Raw genomic sequence first — 17,957 nt, forward strand, 5'->3', positions numbered from 1 at the left:
TGCGGCTGGACCAACATCGCCAAGGCCAACCGGCACCACCACAAGGACCCCCGCCGCTGTCTCGCCACCCTCGGCCTCACAAACCGACATCAAGGCAGATAACGCGAGAACCCCGGAGCCGTGCCCCAACGCCGACTTGGGATGTGTCACGTACGCGGTGCTCACTTCGCGGCGGTCACCCGCCGACGGCCGGTTCGTTCGTCATCGTGAGGGGGCCGCCGCCCGGGGCCGTCCTGACGGCGACCATGCCGCTGCCCGTGCCGGGGACGGCGGTGTAGTCGAAGCCGCCCCGGTTGCGTGAGCCGGTGCCGGTCCTGGCGGGCATAGCGGTCGACTGCCACTCCTCACCGTCGAAGCGGTAGAAGACGGCGCCGGCGTTGCGGGGGTCCGTGGCGGTCCAGAGGGAGCCGTCGTCGCCGAGGCGGTAGCCGAGGGAGTCGGACGGCGGTCCGGGGACGGCCGCCCAGCCTTCGGCGGTGCGGCGCATCAGTTCGCTCTTGCCGGGACCGCCCAGCCAGACGCCGCCCGGAGGAGGGCGGTCGCTGCTCCGATCGTCCATGCACGTCTCATGCCAGCATGGTGACGGTTGCCCGCCGGCAGCGCTTGGCGCAACCGTGCCAGGAAAGACTGGCAGATTTGAGCTACGATGCGCGGCGGGCGGCGGAAGGCCCGCCTAGCGGTTGGCCTGCTTCAGGAGGGCGAGGGCGGTCTCGGCCATCGGCCGGGCGTTGGCCTTCAGATCCTCGAACGAGTCGGCGGGAGCGCTGAAGGACGTGTGGACGGTGACGTTCCGGTCGCGGACGTGGATCTCGTACCCGCTGGTCACGGGAATGCCGAACGCCTCGTCTCCCAGCCCGCCGATCGGCTGCGGCGTCTCCCCGCTCCTCATCTTGTCCATGTCTTCGGCCGCGGCGTCCGTGCCCGTCTTCAGCGCGGTCGCCTCATGGCGGTGGAAGCTCACGTTCACCTGGATCCTTCCTGTGAACGCCGACCACATCGCGTCCGACGTGTGGGTGTAGTGCCCGCCGCCGGTGCGGATCCAGCCGGTGTCCCTTTGGACCTCAAGCTTGGACGCGATGCGGCGGTCCAAGCTCTCGTTCGCGTCCAGGACCGAGAGGGCGTGCGGCACCCTCGTGTGCTCGCCCCGCCCGTTCACGTTCGGCAGGACGACCGTCCACGCCAGGCTCGCGCCAACGATCAGCACGGCGAGGAACGCTCCACCGGCGATGAGGATCGCCCAGCGACGCCGCCGGGATGGCCTCCCCGGCTCGGCTCCGGGTCCCGCGTCCGCTCTGCCGGCCGCCGGTTCGACCATGATCGACCACCTCCGTGGGCGATCATGGCAGTGGCAAGATCCGTTTCTCCAGCGGTTGTCCGGAACAGGCGAGAGTGTGATCCGGAAGCCGGGGCGCCGCGTCAGCGGGGCGTGGCGCGCGGGCGGGGGCTGAGCACCGACAGCAGGACGCCGCCCAGGCCCTTGGCGCTCGCGGCCAGGAACGTCGTCCAGTCGAAGTAGTCGCGCCAGAGGGTGATCTTGCCGTCGTGCACCTCGAAAGTGCCGCAGACCCAGAACTCTGCGCGCCAGGCGTTGATCTCCAGGACGTCGGTGCGTTCGGTGAGGACGGCGGGGCCGTTCGCGGCGATGTTGTGGATGCGGGCCTCGAAGCCGGTTCCGTACCGTCCCATGGCGCGGAGGGTCTTCTCGACCGCGGGCAGGCCGCGGGCGGGCGGAAGCGGGACGTTCTGGTAGACCATCCCTGGGGCGGCGTAGGTCAGGGCACGGTCGATGTCGAGGTCTTCGAGCGCGGAGAGGAAGTCGGTGACGATCTGGATCTCGGTCATGGCGCTCCTCCAAGGTCGGGAGTTACCACGGTAGTGCGCGAGAATCCGGGCATGCAGTTCGCCATCCTGGGAGCGGTCGAGGTTCGGTCCGGTGACGACGTCGTGGTGGTGGGCGGGCCCACGGTCCGCGCGCTGCTGGCGATGCTGCTGCTGGAAGCGGGACGGCCCGTGCCGAACGAGCGGCTCATCGACGGCCTCTACGGCGAGGATCCGCCGAGCGGGGCGGCGAACGCGCTCCAGTCGCAGGTGTCGCGGCTGCGCCGGGCGCTCGGGGACGCGGCCCCGGTCGAGGGGCTGCCCGCCGGGTACCGGCTCGACGTCGAGCGCGACGACGTCGACGTCCACCGGTTCGAGCGGCTCGCCGGGGAAGCACGGCGGGCCGCGACGCCCGAGGCGGCGGCCGGGTTGTTCGAGGAGGCGCTCGGGCTGTGGCGCGGCGAGGCCCTGGCCGGTGTGAGCGCGCCGTTCGCGGCGGCGCGGGCGGCGCGGCTGGCGGAGGAGCGGGCGTCGGTGGTCGAGGGGCTCGGGGAGGCGCGGCTGAACGGCGGCGACCCCGCCGCGGCGGTGCCCGTGCTGCGCGAGCTGGTGGACGCGCAGCCGTTGCGGGAGCGGGCGCGGGCGCTGCTGATGCGGGCGCTGCACGGCAGCGGGCGGCAGGCGGAGGCGCTCGCGGTGTTCGAGGAGGGGCGGCGGGTCCTGGCCGACGAGCTGGGCGCCGATCCGTCCAGGGAACTGGCGGACGTCCACCTGTCCATCCTGCGCGGCGAGACCGGGCCCGAGAGGATCCGCCCGAACCTGCCCGCGCAGCTGACCAGCTTCGTCGGGCGCGAGGAGGAGCTGCGGCGCGTCCGCACGATGCTCGCGAGCGGGCGGCTCGTCACGCTGCTCGGGCCCGGCGGCGCCGGCAAGACGCGGCTGGCGATCGAGGCGGCGGGCCGCGAGGGCGGCGAGGTCTGCTTCGTCGACCTGGCGCCCGTCGTCGCGGCCGAGGTGACCAAGGCGCTGCTCGGGGCGCTCGGGCTGCGCGAGAGCGGGATGCGGCCCGCGCCCGGCGAGCCGTCCCCGGACGGGCTGGAGCGTCTCGTCACGGCGCTGGAGGGGCGGCGGATGCTGCTCGTCCTGGACAACTGCGAGCATGTCGTGGCGTCCGTCGCCGCGATCACGCACCGGCTGCTGAGCACGTGCCCGGACCTGCGGGTGCTGGCGACGAGCCGGGAGGCGCTGGCGATCACCGGTGAGGCGCTGCGACCGCTGCCGCCGCTGGAGCTGCCGCCGGAAGGCACGCCCGCCGACGGGATCCAGGAGTATCCGGCGGTGCGGCTGTTCCTCGACCGGGCCGATGCGGTCCGTCCCGGATTCACGGTGGACGAGGCCAGCGCCGGGGCGGTGCTCCAGATCTGCGGGGCGCTGGACGGGCTGCCGCTGGCGATCGAGCTGGCGGCGGCACGGCTGCGGTCCCTGCCGGTCGCCGAGATCGCGGCGCGGCTGGACGACCGGTTCCGGCTGCTGTCGCGCGGGAACCGGGCGGCGGCGCCGCGCCACCAGACGCTGCGCGCTGTCGTCGAGTGGAGCTGGGACCTCCTGGACGAGGCGGAGCAGACCCTCGCCCGGCGGCTGACGGTGTTCTCCGGCGGGCTCACGCTGGAGGCGGCCCTCGGCGTCTGCGGCCTCGACGACGCCGACGAGCTGCTCGTCGAGCTGGCCGACAAGTCGCTGGTGCAGACCGACGGGTCGCGGTACCGGATGCTCGACACGGTGCGGGCGTTCTGCGCGGAACGGCTCGCCGAGGCGGGCGAGCGGGAACGGTTCGAGCGGGCCCACGCCGGATACTTCACCGGCCTCGCCCTGCGCGCGGACCCGCACCTGCGCGGCGCCGCGCAGCTGGAATGGCTGGAGCTGCTCGCCGCCGACCACGGGAACCTGCACGCGGCGCTGCGCCGGTCGCTGCGGCCGGATCCGGTGCTCGCGCTGCGGATGATCGCGTCGCTGTCGTGGTACTGGTGGCTGCGCGGGCGGGTGGAGGGCGCGGCACTGGCCACCGAACTGCTCGACACGGTCGGCGCCGAACCCCCGGACGGGCTGGACGAGGAGTACGTGCTGTGCGTGACGAACGCCGTGTCGGGCGGGGTCACGGGCGTGCGCGCGGTGGCGTGGCTGGACCGTGCCGCCGCGCTCCTGCTGCGCATCGACCGTCCGCTGCGGTATCCGGTCGCCATCGTCCTGTGGGCGCTCACCGCCGGACCCGACCGGACCGACTACGCCGTCTTCGTCAAGCAGGTCGGGGACGACCCGTGGACGCGGGCGCTGGTCAGGATGAGCGAGGGCTTCCTCGCCCAGTTCGGCGGCGACATGGCCGAGACGGAGGCGGCGTGCGGCGAGGCGGTGCGCGGCTTCCGGGCCTGCGGCGACCGCTGGGGCACGGCCAACTCGCTCGACCCGCTCGCCCAGGTGGCCGCCTGGCGCGGCGACCGGGAGCGCGCCCTCGCGCTGCTCGACGAGGCGCTGGAGCTGGTCGGCCGGCTCGGCGCGCTGGAGGACACCGCCGACCTGCTCTACCAGCGCGCCTACGTGCTCATGCAGGCCGGTGACCTGGACGCGGCCGGCGCCGAGTTCGCGCGCGGCATTGAGCTGGCGCGCCGGGCGGGCACCCCGGACAAGATCGCCGGCGGCTTCCAGGGCCGCGCCGAGGTGGCGCGGCGGCGCGGCGACCTCGCCGGGGCGCGGCGGCTGTACGAGACGGCGCTGACCGGGTACACGTCCGAGCGCTTCATCGCGGCCGGGGTGCGCGGCGCCTCCCTCGTCGGGCTCGGGTGGCTGAACCTCGCCGAGGGCGCCGTCGAACGGGCCCGGGAGCTGTTCCAGGAGGCCGTCGACATGTCGTTCGACCATCCGATCTTCATGTACCAGATGGCCGCCGCCGCCGGGCTGGCCGGCGTGGCGGCCGCGGAGGGGGACGGCGAGCGTGCCGCGCTCCTGCTCGGGGTGGGCACGGCCCTGCGCGGCAGCCCGGTCGCCAACGACCCGGACGTCGAGCGCGTCGCGTCCGCGGCCCGTGCCCTGCTCGGCGACGGCGCCTACGAGGAGGCCCGTGCGAGGGCCGCCGCGCTCCCCCGCGACCGGGCCCTGGCCCTGCTGACGGCCGGCTGACGGCCCCCGTCCGCGCTGTCAGCGGACGGTGCGGGAACGGTCAGCGCGCCCCGCGAACGTTGCGGGCATGAACACCCCAGCCCGTGAGAACTCCCGAGCCCCCGAGAACTCCCCAGCCCGCAAATGGGGCACGTTCGCGATCTGCCTCCTGGTCGCGCTCGTCCCGAACATCGACCTGACCGCGCTGAACCAGGCGATCCCGCACCTGAGCGCGGACCTGGAGCCCTCGTCCACGCAGATCCTGTGGATCGCCGACGCCTACGGGTTCGCGCTCGCCGGCCTGCTGATCACCATGGGCGGCATCGGCGACCGGATCGGGCACAAGAAGATGCTGCTGATCGGCACGGCGGTGTTCGCCGCCGCGTCCGCCGTGACCGCGTACGCGCCGAGCGCCGAGCTGCTGATCGCGGCCCGCGCGCTGCTCGGCGTCGCGGGGGCGACGCTGATGCCCTCCTGCCTGTCGCTGATCCGGCGGGCGTTCACCGACCCGAAGGAGCGGACGGCGGCGATCGGCGCGTTCAGCGGGATCGCCGGCCTCGCCGTCGGGCTCGGCCCGGTCGTCGCGGGCGCGCTGCTGGAACACTTCTGGTGGGGCTCCGTCTTCATGATCAATGTGCCGCTGATGGCCGCGGCGCTGGTCGCCGGAGCGGTCGTGCTGCCGGAGTCGCGCAACCCCGTCCCCGGACGGCTGGACCTACCGAGCGTCCCGCTGTCGGTCCTCGGCGTCGTCGGGGTGGTGTACGCGATCAAGGAGGCCGCCGCGCACGGCCTGGACGAGACGCGGATCTACCCGGCGCTGGCGATCGGGCTGGCGGCGCTGGCCGCGTTCGTGGTCCGGCAGGGCCGGGTGGCCGAGCCGCTGATCGACATCCGGTTGTTCCGCCGCGCCGCGTTCGCCGGATCGGTCACCACCAACATGTTCGCGATGTTCACCCTGGTCGCCCAGTCGCTGATCTTCTCGCTGTTCTTCCAGCTCGCGCTCGGCTGGTCGCCGCTGAAGGCCGGTCTGGCCGGGCTGCCCGGCGCGGCCGGCGCCATGATCGGCGGCGCGGCGCTGGCCCCGCCGCTCATCAACGCGCTCGGCCGTGCCCGCGTCGTCGCGGCCGGCATGCTGATCTCCGCCGCCGGCTTCTCCCTCTACCTGATGATCGGCCTGCACACCTCGTACTGGGTGATGCTCCCGGCGATGCTGCTCGCGGGCATCGGGATGGGGATGGCGATGACGGTCACCGCCGACACCGTCCTCGCGTCCGTCCCGAAGGACCGGTCCGGCGCGGCGTCCGCGATCGCGGAGACGGCGACCGAGCTGGGCGGCGCTCTCGGCATGGCGGTCCTCGGCAGCGTGCTGACCGCCGTGTACCGGAGCGCCCTGGACCTGCCCGCCGGTGTTCCGGCCCCGGCGGCGGCCGCCGCCCGCGACTCGCTGGCCGCGGCCCTCCAGGCCGCCGGGCACCTCCCCGGAACCCTCGCCGCCCAGGTCGGCGCCGCCGCCCGCGAAGCCTTCGTGGACGGCATGCACGCCGCCCTCGTGTGCAGCGCCGGCTGCGCGGCGCTGGTGGCCGTCTTCGCGCTGGTGACCCTCCGGAACGTCCCCAAGGTCATCGAAGAGACCGAGGACCCCGAGGAGCCCGAGCTGGTCCCCGCTCCCTGAGCGGGCCCCGCGTCCTCCTCCCTGGTAAATGTGATATCACTTTGCTATGTTGATGCCAACCGAGGAGGAGGACGCCATGGTGGACGCGGTGGCCAGGGTGGAGATGCCGCGACCGAAGATCGCGGAGCGATCGGCCCGGGATCGCGGCGGCTGGGCGATGCTGGGCGTCGCCCTGGCGCTGATCGCGGTCGGCGCCGGGGCGATCGCCGCGGGCCCGGCGGCCGGCGGGGGCGCCGCCGTCGCCGCGGGTGTCACCGTGGGCAGCCTGCTGGTGCTGGCCGGGCTGGTCGTCGCGGCCGGGCTGACGCCGGTCGCCCCGGGCGAGGCGCGGGTGCTGCAACTGCTCGGGCGGTACTCCGGGACGGTCCGCACCGACGGGCTGCGGTGGGTGAACCCGCTGACCGAGCGGCGCAAGGTGTCGACCCGGATCCGGAACCACGAGACCGGGCTCGCCAAGGTCAACGACCTGGACGGGAACCCGATCGAGATCTCCGCCGTGGTGGTGTGGCAGGTCGCCGACACCGCGCGGGCCGTGTTCGAGGTCGACGACTTCGTGGAGTTCGTCGCGTTCCAGACGGAGGCGGCCGTCCGGCACATCGCGGGCAGCTTCCCCTACGACGCCGCCGACCGGACATCCCTGCGCGACAACGCCGACGAGATCACCGCGCAGCTGTCGGGCGAGCTGGCGCAGCGCGTCGCGTCCGCCGGAGTGGAGATCATCGAGTCGCGGATCACCCGGCTGGCGTACGCGCCGGAGATCGCGCAGGCGATGCTGCGCCGCCAGCAGGCCGGCGCGGTCGTCGCGGCGCGGCAGCGGATCGTCGAGGGCGCGGTCGGCATGGTGCAGCTCGCGCTGGACCGGCTGGACGAGGGGAACGTGGTCGACCTGGACGAGGAGCGCAAGGCCGCGATGGTCAGCAACCTGCTGGTCGTGCTGTGCGCCGACCGGGACGCCCAGCCGGTGGTCAACACCGGCACCCTCTACCAGTGACACCCTTGCCGGTGCCGGAACGCAAGAAGATCCTGCTGCGGCTCGACCCGGCCGTGCACGACGCGCTGGCCAGGTGGGCGGGTGACGAGCTGCGCAGCACCAACGCCCAGATCGAGTTCCTGCTGCGGCAGGCGCTCGCCGACGCGGGCCGTATGCCCGGGTCGGCGGGACGGATGCGAAGGCCCGGCCGCCCGCGCAGGGCGCGGTCCGGGGACGGGGACGACAAGGACGGCCCGCCGGAGGGCGGGAGCGAGGATTAGCCATGGTCGAGGTTCCGGAGTCGCTGCCGGCGCGCATGTACCTGCTGGCGTACGACCTGAGGAAGCAGAAGATGACCCGGGGCGGCACGAGGCTCGGCTACGTGCTGCGGGCCGCCGCGCTGACCGAGCTGTACCTGGACGGGCGGCTCGGCGAGGAGCGGCGGCGGCCCGTACCGGGGACGCCGGGCGACGACCCGTACGGCGTGCTGGGGCAGATCGCCGCGTCGCGGCCCCGGTCGTGGCAGCACTGGGTGCGCAAGGACGCCAAGGCCATCGTCGGGACGGTCCGGGACGAGCTGGTGCGGGACGGCTGGATCCGGGTGCGCGGGCGCAGGGTGCTCGGGCTGTTCCCCCGCCAGGAGGTCACGGTGAAGGACCCGCGGGTCGTGAAGTCGCTGTGGGGCGGTGCGTCGTCGGCCCTGCGGGGGCGTCCGGTCGCGCACGTGAACAGCTACGACGCGGCGGCGGTGGCGCTGGCGGCGGCGGGCGAGCTGACGTCGGTGCTGCCGGGATCGGACCGGCGCCGGCACCGCCGCCGGATCGACGAGCTGACGGCGCGCAGCGGGCCCGCGGCGCCCGCGGTCCGCAAGCTGATCCGCCAGCTGAACGCGGCCGCCGCCGGGAGCGCCTGAGCACCCCCTCAGCCGCCAGTGCGGATTCCTACAAATTCCGAGGGCCCCGGTTTGTATCGGACGCCAGCGGCGGCGGGGACGGCACGCCCCATAGCCTTCTCGGACATGGACCCCGAACGCCTTGTCTATCCGCTGATGAAGTACGTCGTCATGGGCCCCGCGATGCGCGTCGCCTTCGTTCCCCAGGTGAGCGGCCGAAACCACGTCCCGCGGATCGGCCCGGTGATCCTCGCCGCGAACCACCTGGCGTTCCTCGACTCGTTCGTGCTGCCGCTGATGGTGCCGCGGCGGGTCCACTTCCTCGGCAAGCACGAGTACTTCACCGGGACGGGGCTGAAGGGCCAGGCCACGGCGACGTTCTTCCGCGGCGTCGGCGCGATCGCGGTCGACCGGTCCGGCGGCCGGGCGGCGCTGGACGCGCTCGACACCTCGGCGGCGGTGCTGGAGCGCGGCGGCGCGTTCGCGATCCACCCCGAGGGCACCCGCTCCCCCGACGGGCGGCTCTACCGGGGCCGGACGGGCGTGGCGCGGCTGGCGATGCGGACCGGCGCGCCCGTCGTCCCGGTCGCGATCATCGGCACCGACAAGGTGCAGCCGCGGGGGCAGGCCGTCCCGAAGCCGGGCCGGATCGGGTTGCGGATCGGCCCGCCGATGGACTTTCGCGGACGGGACGAGGGCGTCCCGCGCGGGAAGGCGGCCCGGCAGGTCACCGACGAGATCATGGAGGCGATCCAGGGCCTGTCGGGGCAGGAGTACGTGGACGACTACGCGCCCCGGCCCGCCGGCGCCCCCTGATCACCGGTCGTCCGTCACAGGTTTGAGTGTGACCGAAAGGGCACCATTTATTGTGACGGACGGAGATGATGTGGAAATCAGCCTGGACCTCCTGCTCCCCAGGGACGCCGCCAGCGTCCCGGCGACCCGCAGGCTGCTGGACGCGGCGCTCACCGCGCTCGGAGTCGAGAACCACATCCGGGACGACATCGAGATGATGCTCACCGAGGCGTGCACCAACGTGATCAAGCACGCCGAGCACGGCGCCGACTACACGGTGCGGGCCACGATCCAGGACCGCCGCTGCGTGATCAAGGTGATCGACTCGGGCGCCGGGTTCGACGCCGGGCGGGTGCCCCGGCCGGAACTGTCCGCCGAGCACGGCCGCGGGCTGCTGATCATGTACTCGCTGGCCGACGACGTGCGGTTCCACTCCTTCCCCGAGGACGGCGCGCTGGTCTCGCTGGAGAAGCGGCTGAGCTACGGGGAGGACAGCCTCGGGACCCTGCTCACCTCGGAGAACAGGGTCCCGGTCATGGCCGACGACGATCCGGAGGCCGACCCGGAAGCCGACCCGGAAGCCGACCCGGAGCGGGAAGAGTTCGCGACCCGGCTGTTCGAGCTGGCGCGGGCCGGCAAGACCGGGCAGCTCATCGACTACGTCGAGGCCGGGGCCCCGGTGAACCTGTGCGACGGCAAGGGCGACACGCTGCTCATGCTCGCCGCCTACCACGGCCACCCGGACACCGTCCGGGCCCTCGCGGCGCGCGGCGCCGACCCCGAGCGCGCGAACGACCGCGGCCAGCGTCCCCTCGCCGGCGCGGTGTACAAGAAGGAGCCGGGAGTGGTGCGGGCCCTGCTGGACGCGGGCGCGGACCCGCGGGCGGGTTCGCCGTCCGCCGCCGACACGGCGCGGATGTTCGGCAACAGCGAGTTCCTCGCCTGGTTCGACGAGGCGGTCCCCCCGCCCGCGTGACTCACCGCCGGACGCGCGGCATGAGCAGGGTCACCGCCAGCGCGGCGGCGGCGAACACCGAGCCGGTCGCGAACGCGGCGTCCATCCCCGGCACGACGCCGTGGCCGGACGCCGCCGAGCCGTAGGCCGTGACCATGGCGGCCGACCCGACCGAGCCGCCCGTCCACAGCATCGTCTGCGCGACGCCGGAGGCGGCGCCGGCGTGCGCCGGCTCCACGCTGGCCAGGATCGTCGCGTTCAGCGGCATGATCGACAGCCCGCCGCCCATGCCCAGCAGCAGGAACGGGACCAGCAGCGCGGCGCTGTAGCCGTCCCCGGGCGAGAGCCGCGACAGCCACAGCATTCCGGCGGCGATGAGGAGCGCGCCGGCGACGACGAGCGGCCGGGCGCCGACCCGCGCCATCAGGCGCGGCGCCAGCCGGACGGCCGCCAGCTGCATCCCCACCATCGGCAGGAACGCCGCGCCGGCGCGCAGCGGCCCGTAGTGCAGGACCTGCTGCAGGTACTGGGTGAGGAAGAAGAACGCGCCGAACATCGCCGCGGTCAGCAGGAACTGGCCGAGGTAGGACGCCGCGCGGTCGCGCCCGGTCAGCAGCCACAGCGGCATGACCGGCTGCCGGACGCGCCCCTCGATCGCGAGGAAGCCGGCCAGCAGGACGGCGGCGATCCCGAACGCCGCGAGCGCCCGGCCGTCGTCCCAGCCGTCCGACCCGGCCCGCAGGAGCGCGTAGACGAGCGCGGTCATGCCGAGCGTGGACGCGATCGCGCCGCCGAGGTCGAAGCGGCCGGGACGGCGCGGCGTCTCGGCGAGGACGCGCGGCGCGACCAGCAGCAGGACGAGCCCGACGGGCACGTTGACGAAGAACACCCAGCGCCAGGACCCGGCCTCGGTCAGCACGCCGCCGACGATCATGCCGATGGCGGCGCCCGCGCCGGTCACCGCGGAGAAGACGCTGAGCGCGCGGACGCGGGCGGGGCCCTCGAAGTTCTGGGCGATCAGCGCCATCGCGCTCGGCGCGGCGACGGCGGCGGCCACGCCCTGGGCGGCGCGGGCGGCCAGCAGCCACCAGCCCGCCTCCGCCAGGCCGCCGAGCAGGGACGCGGCGGTGAACAGCGCGATCCCGGCGGCGAAGGTGCGGCGGCGGCCGAACACGTCCCCGGCGCGGCCGCCGAGGAGGAGCAGGCCGCCGAAGGCGAGCATGTAGGCGTTCTGGATCCAGGCGAGGCCCCCGGTCGACAGGCCGAGCCCCTGCCGCACGTCCGGGAGCGCGATGGTGACGACCGAGGTGTCGAGCCCGATCATGAGCTGGCAGCCGACGATGACGGCGAGGATGATTCCTGGGCGATGATGGGAGGCGGCGGCCTTCCCCGGAGCGGCGAACTCCGGGGATGCGGCCGTCCGCTGATTGGACGCGGTCACAGGCGGACCTTCCCGAGATTTAAGGAACGGCGAAGTACACTATGCGGGGAACGTACCACCGATTCACGAGAAAGAGAACGCCAGCGTTCACTATTTTGAGGGGCGCGTCGTGACCCCGGCCACCCGCCGCCGCGGCGGCGACCTGGAGGCGGCGATCTTCGACGCCGTGTTCGCGCAGCTGGAGACCGCCGGCTACCACGGGCTGACCATGGAGGGCGTCGCGAACGCCGCCCGTACCGGCAAGGCCGCGCTCTACCGGCGGTGGCGGTCCAAGGACGAGCTGATCACCGACGCGCTCAAGCACGCCCTGCCCCGGCCGCCGACCGCGCCCGACACCGGCAAGGTGCGCGAGGACCTGCTGACGATCCTCACCTGCACCCGTGACACGCTGCTCACCTGCCGGGGCGCCGCGTTCAAGGTGCTGAAGGAGGAGGGCGAGGCGGGCAAGGGCATCGTGCACGACGTCGTCCACGAACGGTTGTCCCAGCCCGTCCGGGACCTGCTGTACGACGCGCTGGTGCGGGCCGCCGAGCGCGGCGAGATCCGTCCCGGGGCGGCGACCAGGCAGATCGCGAACGTCGGCCCGGCCGTGATGGTCTACAACAACCTCGTCCAGGGCGGCCCGCTCGACGACGCCTACCTGGAGTCGGTCGTGGACGAGGTGCTGATGCCGCTCATCCGCCCGTGACGGCTCAGAGGGCCAGCTCGTCCTTGCGGATCACGCCGTTCGTCCGGCCCGGCTCGTCGACGACCACGCGGTGCTGCCAGTAGGGCGGCGCGACGCCCTCCTCGCGCAGCGTCCGGTGCAACCGCTTGAGGAACTCGTGCTTGATGACGAACTGGTCACCGAACTCGCTGGACCGCAGGATCACGTGGAAGCCCACGGAGGAGTCGTTGAAGTCGTCGTAGCGCACCAGGACGTTGGCCTCCTCCACGCCGCCCTGCACGTCTTTCATCACGTCGTGGCCGACCCTCGTGAGGAGCTCCTCCATCTCGTCCAGGTCGACCTCGTAGGGCACCTTCGCGTACACCATCACCGACATGTCCTGCGCGGGCCGGTGGTAGTTGGTCAGGATCGTGTCGGAGAACCGCTGGTTCGGGATGACCTCGATGTTGTCCGACAGCGTCCGGATGGAGGTGTTGCGCCAGTTGATGTCGACGACGTACCCCTCCTGGCCGGTGGCCAGCTTGATGTAGTCGCCCGGCTCGATCGTCTTGGACGCGAGGACGTGCACGCCCGCGAACAGGTTGGCGAGGGTGTCCTGCAGGGCCAGCGCCACCGCGAGACCGCCGACCCCCAGGGCGCCGAGGAGCGGCGTGATCGACACGCCGATGCTCTGCAGCATCACCAGGACGCCGATGCCGAGCACGACCACCCGGGTGATGTTGGCGAAGATCGTCACGTTCGCGGCGACGCCCTGCCGGAGCAGCGCGATCGAGGTGACCGAGGCCGCGATCAGCCGGGCCATCGCCAGCGAGATCACGAGGATCGTCACGGCCGTCAGCACCCGGGCGATCACGTCCAGGGTGCCGCCCGGCAGCTGCAGCACCTTCGCCGCGCTCCACAGCCCGAGCAGCACCGCGAGCGGCATCGCCAGGTCCCGGATGAGGCGGGCGGCCATGTCGTCCCACGCCCACCGCGTGTCGCCCGCCCGCTTGAACAGCCGGCCGGTCAGCAGCCGCAGGAGGACGGCGATCGCCAGCGCGGCCACCATCACGGCGGCGGCGGCGATGACGCGTTGCCAGTCCAGGTCGCCCAGATGAACCATGACCCGTGAAACTCTCCCTCCGCGGCTGCCCGCAAGATCCAGATTTGCCGTTCTTCGCGCCCCTGATCGTAGTGAAGACCCGGAGTCCTGCGAGGCACATCACGCAGGTGTGGCCCCGGGGTCGGCCGACCTGGCGGATACGATCGGCCGGGTGGTAGGCGTGGGAATGATGCGCCGGCTGGGGGTCACGGCGCTGGGACTTCGGAACGGCCCCCACCGGGTGACGGTCGAACGGGACCTCGCGGTCCCGGCCGCCGACGGCGTGACACTGCTGGCCGACCGGTACGCCCCGGTGGACGTCGACAAGGCGCCGACCGTGCTCGTCCGCTCCCCGTACGGGCGGCGCGGGCCGTTCGGGCTCATGTGCGGGCAGGCGTTCGCGTCGCACGGGTTCCAGGCCGTGGTGCAGAGCGTCCGCGGCGGGTTCGGGTCCGGCGGCGTGTTCGAGGCGCTGGACGAGCGCGAGGACGGGCTCGCCACCATCGAGTGGCTGAAGGCGCAGCCGTGGTTCGGCGGCACGTTCGCCATGCACGGCCCGAGCTACCTCGGCTACGTGCAGTGGGCCGTCGGCGCGGAGGCCGGGCCCGAACTGAAGGCCCTGTCGATGCAGGTCACGGCCTCGACGTTCCGGGACGCCGTCAACGTCGGCGGCACGTTCGCGCTCGAGTCCGCGCTCATCTGGGTCGACCTGACGGCGCGGATGAAGAACTCCCTGTCCGGCATCACGACCGGCATCATGTCGCCGCGCCGCGCGCGCCGCGCCACGCTCTCCGGGCGCCCGCTCGCCGAACTGGACCGGCTCGCGACCGGCGCGCAGCAGCGCTTCTTCCAGGAACTGCTCGTCAACGGCCCCGACACGCCGTTCTGGGACAAGCGCGACTTCAGCCCCACCGTGTCCGAGGTCACCGCGCCGGTGAACATGACGGGCGGCTGGTACGACATCTTCCTGCCCTGGCAGATCAAGGACTACGCGGCCCTGCGCGCCGCCGGCCGCCGCCCCTACCTGACGATCGGGCCCTGGTTCCACGCCGACCAGCGCATGATGCGCGGCGCGGTCGCCGACTCGGTCCGCTGGTTCCGCGCCCATCTGCTGGACGACCCGTCCGACCTGCGGGAACAGCCCGTCCGGCTCTACATCACCGGCGCGGACGAGTGGCGCGAGTTCCCCGACTGGCCCGTCCCCGGCATGCGCGAGGAACGCTGGCGCCTCCAGCCGGCCGGCGGCCTGTCCCTCGACACTCCACCCGAATCCGACCCCGACACCTACCGCTACGACCCGAACCACCCGACGCCGTTCCTCGGCGGCCCGACCCTGCTGGGCGAGACCCGCCCGTCCACCGACCAGAAGCGCCTGGAACGCCGCCGGGACGTCCTCACCTACACCTCCGCCGTGCTGGACGACGACATGGAGATCATCGGCCCCGTCACCGCCGACCTGCACATCCGCTCGAACCGCGAGCACACCGACTTCGTCGTCCGGCTCTGCGACGTGACCCCCGAGGGCGAGTCACTGAACCTCTGCGAGGGCATGCGCCGCCTGGTCCCCGGCGCCCCGGAACCGGACGCCGACGGCATCCGCCGCGTCGCCGTCGAGCTGTGGCCCGTAGGCCACCGCTTCCGCCGCGGCCACCGCGTCCGCGTCCAGGTGGCGAGCGGCGCCTACCCCCGGGTGGCCCGCAACCCCGGCACCGGCGCCCCCATCGGCACCGCCACCGACATGCTCACCGCCGACCAGGAGATCTTCCACACCCCCGCCCACCCCTCAACGATCACCCTGCCCGTCGTCCCCTAGAACCCGCGCCGCGCGCGGGGCGGGCGGGGTGCACGGCGGACGCGGGCCGGCGTCGGCCAGTGGAGGCGCCTATTTCCGGTTGGCGCGGAGGGCCTCCAGAGCCTTGTCCGCGTGGGTGTTCATGCGGATCTCGCTCTTGATGACCGCGAGGACGCGGCGGTCGGTGTCGATGACGAAGGTCTGGCGTTTGGTGGGCACGAGGGCCAGGCCGCGTTTGACGCCGAAGCGGGCGCGGACCTCGCCGGAGGGGTCGGAGAGGAGGGGGTAGCCGAAGCCGTGCTTGTCGGCGAACTCCTTCTGCTTGGCGACCGGGTCGGCGCTGACCCCGACGGGGTGGGCGCCGACCTCGGCGAGTTCGGCGACCAGGTCGCGGAAGTGGCAGGCCTCGGCGGTGCAGCCGGGGGTCAGGGCGGCGGGGTAGAAGAACAGGACCACCGGGCCCTCCGCCAGGAGGGCGGTGAGGGTGCGGGGTTCGCCCGACTCGTCGGGCAGTTCGAAATCGTCAACGATGTCACCGACGTTCATGGGTCGAACCTAGTCCAGGAGGGCGGCGATGGCACGGGCGGTCCAGGCGCCCCGGGCGCCGGGGCGCCCGGCCAGGTAGGACGCCGCGCGGGCCGGGGTCCAGTCGTGGGCCTCGCGGAGGCCGTTGCCGAGCATGGCGAGATAGGCGGCGGTGGGGGCGTTCGGGGGCGCCGGAGCGGGCGAGGTGAAGGTGAGCATGGCGTGGCCGGCCCGCTCGCCGACCTTCAGGACGGTCTCGTAGCGGCCGGGGCCGAGGCGCTGGCGGCCGCGGGCGAGCGCCTCGGAGAGATCGTGGTCGGTGCCCACGTCGCGGCGCATCTCCTGGGAGAGGACGTCGCAGAACTGGCGGCCGGTCAGCAGGTAGGCGCGGGCGGCCGCGCGGCCGGGGAGGTCCGGGTCGTAGAAGGCCATCCCGCCGCCCCAGGTCAGCGAGGTGTGTCCGAAGTAGATGCCGCCGGGGATCGTGATCGAGCAGGCGGCGCGGGCGGGCCGGGGGTCCCGGCAGCCGGTGTGGTGCCGGGCGCCGCCGCGCGGACGGCCGCCGGAGAGGTAGCAGTGGAACCTCTCGCGGAAGAGGTTGGAGCCGTAGGCCACGTACCAGAGCGGATCGTCGTTCATTCCGTCCAGTATCCCCGCAGGCCAGTGGTGGTTTGATGGGACCTGGCCGGGCCGGATGGCGTTTCGCCAGGTTTGACGGAACGCCCCCGCGGATATGAAACTGGCCGAGCAGGTGTCTACGACGCAGATACCTCCGTGCTTCCCCTGTGATGTCCCGGAGGATCCGTCATGAATCGCCAGCTCCATATCGCTCTTGTGTCCGCCTCCGACCTTGACGGCGAACACTTGCAGTCCATCCACGTCCGGGATCTCGCTCGCTCGCTCTCCCGTCCGCTCAGCTCGGACGGGAAGCCGAACCAGGTCACGGTCTACACCCGGCGTGAGGACCCGGCCGCTCGCGGCCGTGTCCGGCTCGCGCCGGGCGCCACGCTGGTCCATCTGAACGCCGGGCCCGCCCGGCCGCTCTCGGATGACGAGACGCTGCAGCACATCCGCGACTTCGCGGACGGGCTGCGCCGCCGCTGGAGCGGCGCGGGGCGTCCCGACATCGTGCACGCGCACGGCTGGATCGGCGGGCTCGCCGCCTGTGCCGTCGCCCGCGAGCTGGGCATCCCGTTCGCGCAGAGCTACCACGGCGTGGCCGCGTCCGAGCGCCGCGCCGGGCACCGGGTGCACCCGCACCGCGACCGCCTGGAGAAGGCCATCGGGCGGGACGCCGACATCGTCCTCGTCGGGCACGCCGAGGAGGCGGGCCAGGTCGTCCGGATGGGCGTCCCGCGGCCGTCGGTCGCGATCGTCCCCTACGGCGTGGACTGCGAGCAGTTCGCCCAGGTCGGCCCGGCGATGCCGCGCGGCGGCCGGCCCCGCCTCGTGATGGTCTGCGACGACCTGGAGAGCGGCGACGTCGCGACCGCGATGCGCGCCCTGGTGCACGTCCCGGACGCCGAGCTGGCCGTCGCCGGCGGTCCCGCCCGCGAGGACCTGGAGAGCGACCAGACGGTGCACCGGCTGCGGCTGCTCGCCAAGGAGCTGCACGTCGCCGACCGGGTGATCTTCCTCGGCCGGATGCCGCACAAGAACCTGCCCAAGCTGCTGCGGACGGCGAGCCTGGCGCTCTGCCTGGCGCCGCACCAGCCGTGCCCGTCGGTGCCGCTGGAGGCCATGGCCTGCGGCGTGCCCGTCGTCGCGACCCCGGCCGGCGGGAACGCCGACGAGGTCCTCGACCACATCACCGGGCTGCACGTCCCGGCGGGCCGGCCGGTCGTGATCGGCCGGGCGGTCCGGCACCTGCTGGCCGAGGAGACGACGCTGCACGGGTACTCGATCGCCGCCGCCGACCGCGCCCGCTCCCGCTACTCGCTGGAGCGGATCGCCGCCGAGACGCTGCGCGCCTACCAGAAGGTGCTCCCGGTCCCCGAGCCCGAGCCGGCGCCCGAGGACGCGGCGGAGCACGAGGACGCGGCGGAGCACGAGACCGACCGGACCCCCGCCCTGGTCGGCTGACGCGCACCGTCGTCCAGCCCCCACCGGCGACGAACTCCACTCGGTCTCCTCCCCGCGGGCCCCGGATCCCTCCCGGATCCGGGGCCGTCGCATGTCCGGTCCGGTGGGATACTCGAC

At 73.4% G+C, this 17,957-nt stretch carries 17 protein-coding genes; 10 read left to right on the forward strand and 7 right to left on the reverse strand.

All coding sequences use genetic code 11. The features are described 5' to 3' along the window. Positions 1–175 precede the first annotated feature (175 nt). From SM418_RS36565 to SM418_RS36575, 3 genes are all read right to left on the reverse strand, one after another. Positions 176–559: a hypothetical protein gene (locus SM418_RS36565; RefSeq protein WP_371946223.1), complete on the reverse strand. Its 384-nt coding sequence runs from the start codon at positions 557–559 to the stop codon at positions 176–178. 114 nt (positions 560–673) lie between these two features. Next, on the reverse strand, positions 674–1,315 hold the full coding sequence (locus SM418_RS36570) for a hypothetical protein (protein WP_371946224.1): 642 nt from the start codon (positions 1,313–1,315) through the stop codon (positions 674–676). A 101-nt stretch (positions 1,316–1,416) separates the two neighbouring features. After that, positions 1,417–1,842 (reverse strand): limonene-1,2-epoxide hydrolase family protein, encoded by a 426-nt coding sequence (locus SM418_RS36575; RefSeq protein ID WP_371946225.1) that lies wholly within the window; start codon positions 1,840–1,842, stop codon positions 1,417–1,419. Positions 1,843–1,893: 51 nt separating this feature from the next. Here SM418_RS36575 and SM418_RS36580 point away from each other — a divergent pair, with 51 nt between their 5' ends. The 7 genes from SM418_RS36580 to SM418_RS36610 all read left to right on the forward strand — a co-directional run bounded on the left by SM418_RS36580 (position 1,894) and on the right by SM418_RS36610 (position 10,273). After that, positions 1,894–4,989, forward strand: coding sequence for an AfsR/SARP family transcriptional regulator (locus SM418_RS36580; protein ID WP_371946226.1), 3,096 nt, complete (start codon positions 1,894–1,896; stop codon positions 4,987–4,989). Positions 4,990–5,056: 67 nt separating this feature from the next. Next, a complete protein-coding gene (locus SM418_RS36585) occupies positions 5,057–6,640 on the forward strand; it encodes an MFS transporter (RefSeq protein WP_371946227.1) in 1,584 nt (527 codons plus the stop codon). Between the two features lie 52 nt (positions 6,641–6,692). Next, the gene (locus SM418_RS36590; RefSeq protein ID WP_371946248.1) at positions 6,693–7,631 is read left to right on the forward strand and encodes an SPFH domain-containing protein; all 939 of its coding nucleotides are present in this window, start codon (positions 6,693–6,695) and stop codon (positions 7,629–7,631) included. An 11-nt stretch (positions 7,632–7,642) separates the two neighbouring features. Further along, the gene (locus tag SM418_RS36595; RefSeq protein WP_371946249.1) at positions 7,643–7,891 is read left to right on the forward strand and encodes a type II toxin-antitoxin system antitoxin; all 249 of its coding nucleotides are present in this window, start codon (positions 7,643–7,645) and stop codon (positions 7,889–7,891) included. A 2-nt stretch (positions 7,892–7,893) separates the two neighbouring features. Next, positions 7,894–8,523, forward strand: a complete 630-nt coding sequence (locus SM418_RS36600) for a GOLPH3/VPS74 family protein (protein ID WP_371946228.1) — start codon at positions 7,894–7,896, stop codon at positions 8,521–8,523. Between the two features lie 105 nt (positions 8,524–8,628). Then, positions 8,629–9,318: a lysophospholipid acyltransferase family protein gene (locus tag SM418_RS36605; RefSeq protein ID WP_371946229.1), complete on the forward strand. Its 690-nt coding sequence runs from the start codon at positions 8,629–8,631 to the stop codon at positions 9,316–9,318. Positions 9,319–9,388: 70 nt separating this feature from the next. Then, complete coding sequence (locus tag SM418_RS36610; RefSeq protein WP_371946230.1) at positions 9,389–10,273, forward strand: ATP-binding protein; 885 nt, start codon at positions 9,389–9,391, stop codon at positions 10,271–10,273. A 1-nt stretch (position 10,274) separates the two neighbouring features. On the opposite strand, the gene SM418_RS36615 is transcribed toward SM418_RS36610, so the two are convergent. Next, positions 10,275–11,693: an MFS transporter gene (locus SM418_RS36615; protein WP_371946231.1), complete on the reverse strand. Its 1,419-nt coding sequence runs from the start codon at positions 11,691–11,693 to the stop codon at positions 10,275–10,277. A 109-nt stretch (positions 11,694–11,802) separates the two neighbouring features. Here SM418_RS36615 and SM418_RS36620 point away from each other — a divergent pair, with 109 nt between their 5' ends. Next, positions 11,803–12,381 carry a TetR/AcrR family transcriptional regulator gene (locus SM418_RS36620; RefSeq protein WP_371946232.1) on the forward strand — a complete coding sequence of 193 codons (579 nt, stop codon included), beginning with the start codon at positions 11,803–11,805 and terminating at the stop codon, positions 12,379–12,381. 4 nt (positions 12,382–12,385) lie between these two features. Here the strand turns inward: SM418_RS36620 and SM418_RS36625 are convergent, their stop codons facing one another. After that, a complete protein-coding gene (locus tag SM418_RS36625) occupies positions 12,386–13,462 on the reverse strand; it encodes a mechanosensitive ion channel family protein (protein ID WP_371946233.1) in 1,077 nt (358 codons plus the stop codon). A 151-nt stretch (positions 13,463–13,613) separates the two neighbouring features. On the opposite strand from SM418_RS36625, the gene SM418_RS36630 reads away from it, so the two are divergent. Then, the gene (locus tag SM418_RS36630) at positions 13,614–15,254 is read left to right on the forward strand and encodes a CocE/NonD family hydrolase (protein WP_371946234.1); all 1,641 of its coding nucleotides are present in this window, start codon (positions 13,614–13,616) and stop codon (positions 15,252–15,254) included. Between the two features lie 69 nt (positions 15,255–15,323). Here SM418_RS36630 and SM418_RS36635 read toward each other — a convergent pair whose 3' ends face one another. Both SM418_RS36635 and SM418_RS36640 read right to left on the reverse strand, forming a co-directional pair. Next, a complete protein-coding gene (locus SM418_RS36635) occupies positions 15,324–15,779 on the reverse strand; it encodes a peroxiredoxin (RefSeq protein ID WP_371946235.1) in 456 nt (151 codons plus the stop codon). A 9-nt stretch (positions 15,780–15,788) separates the two neighbouring features. Next, positions 15,789–16,397: a histone deacetylase gene (locus SM418_RS36640; protein WP_371946236.1), complete on the reverse strand. Its 609-nt coding sequence runs from the start codon at positions 16,395–16,397 to the stop codon at positions 15,789–15,791. Between the two features lie 168 nt (positions 16,398–16,565). Here SM418_RS36640 and SM418_RS36645 point away from each other — a divergent pair, with 168 nt between their 5' ends. After that, the gene (locus tag SM418_RS36645; RefSeq protein ID WP_371946237.1) at positions 16,566–17,840 is read left to right on the forward strand and encodes a glycosyltransferase; all 1,275 of its coding nucleotides are present in this window, start codon (positions 16,566–16,568) and stop codon (positions 17,838–17,840) included. The last annotated feature ends 117 nt before the right edge of the window (positions 17,841–17,957 follow it).

Source organism: Actinomadura chokoriensis (genome assembly GCF_041463665.1).
Lineage (GTDB): Bacteria > Actinomycetota > Actinomycetes > Streptosporangiales > Streptosporangiaceae > Spirillospora > Spirillospora chokoriensis_A.

Excerpts from the sequence above, each read along its gene's own strand:
- SM418_RS36565 (WP_371946223.1), bottom strand. The coding sequence starts at position 559 with ATGGACGATCGGAGCAGCGACCGCCCTCCTCCGGGCGGCGTCTGGCTG.
- SM418_RS36570 (WP_371946224.1), bottom strand. The coding sequence starts at position 1,315 with ATGGTCGAACCGGCGGCCGGCAGAGCGGACGCGGGACCCGGAGCCGAG.
- SM418_RS36575 (WP_371946225.1), bottom strand. The coding sequence starts at position 1,842 with ATGACCGAGATCCAGATCGTCACCGACTTCCTCTCCGCGCTCGAAGAC.
- SM418_RS36580 (WP_371946226.1), top strand. The coding sequence starts at position 1,894 with ATGCAGTTCGCCATCCTGGGAGCGGTCGAGGTTCGGTCCGGTGACGAC.
- SM418_RS36585 (WP_371946227.1), top strand. The coding sequence starts at position 5,057 with ATGAACACCCCAGCCCGTGAGAACTCCCGAGCCCCCGAGAACTCCCCA.
- SM418_RS36590 (WP_371946248.1), top strand. The coding sequence starts at position 6,693 with ATGCCAACCGAGGAGGAGGACGCCATGGTGGACGCGGTGGCCAGGGTG.
- SM418_RS36600 (WP_371946228.1), top strand. The coding sequence starts at position 7,894 with ATGGTCGAGGTTCCGGAGTCGCTGCCGGCGCGCATGTACCTGCTGGCG.
- SM418_RS36605 (WP_371946229.1), top strand. The coding sequence starts at position 8,629 with ATGGACCCCGAACGCCTTGTCTATCCGCTGATGAAGTACGTCGTCATG.
- SM418_RS36625 (WP_371946233.1), bottom strand. The coding sequence starts at position 13,462 with ATGGTTCATCTGGGCGACCTGGACTGGCAACGCGTCATCGCCGCCGCC.
- SM418_RS36635 (WP_371946235.1), bottom strand. The coding sequence starts at position 15,779 with ATGAACGTCGGTGACATCGTTGACGATTTCGAACTGCCCGACGAGTCG.
- SM418_RS36640 (WP_371946236.1), bottom strand. The coding sequence starts at position 16,397 with ATGAACGACGATCCGCTCTGGTACGTGGCCTACGGCTCCAACCTCTTC.
- SM418_RS36645 (WP_371946237.1), top strand. The coding sequence starts at position 16,566 with ATGAATCGCCAGCTCCATATCGCTCTTGTGTCCGCCTCCGACCTTGAC.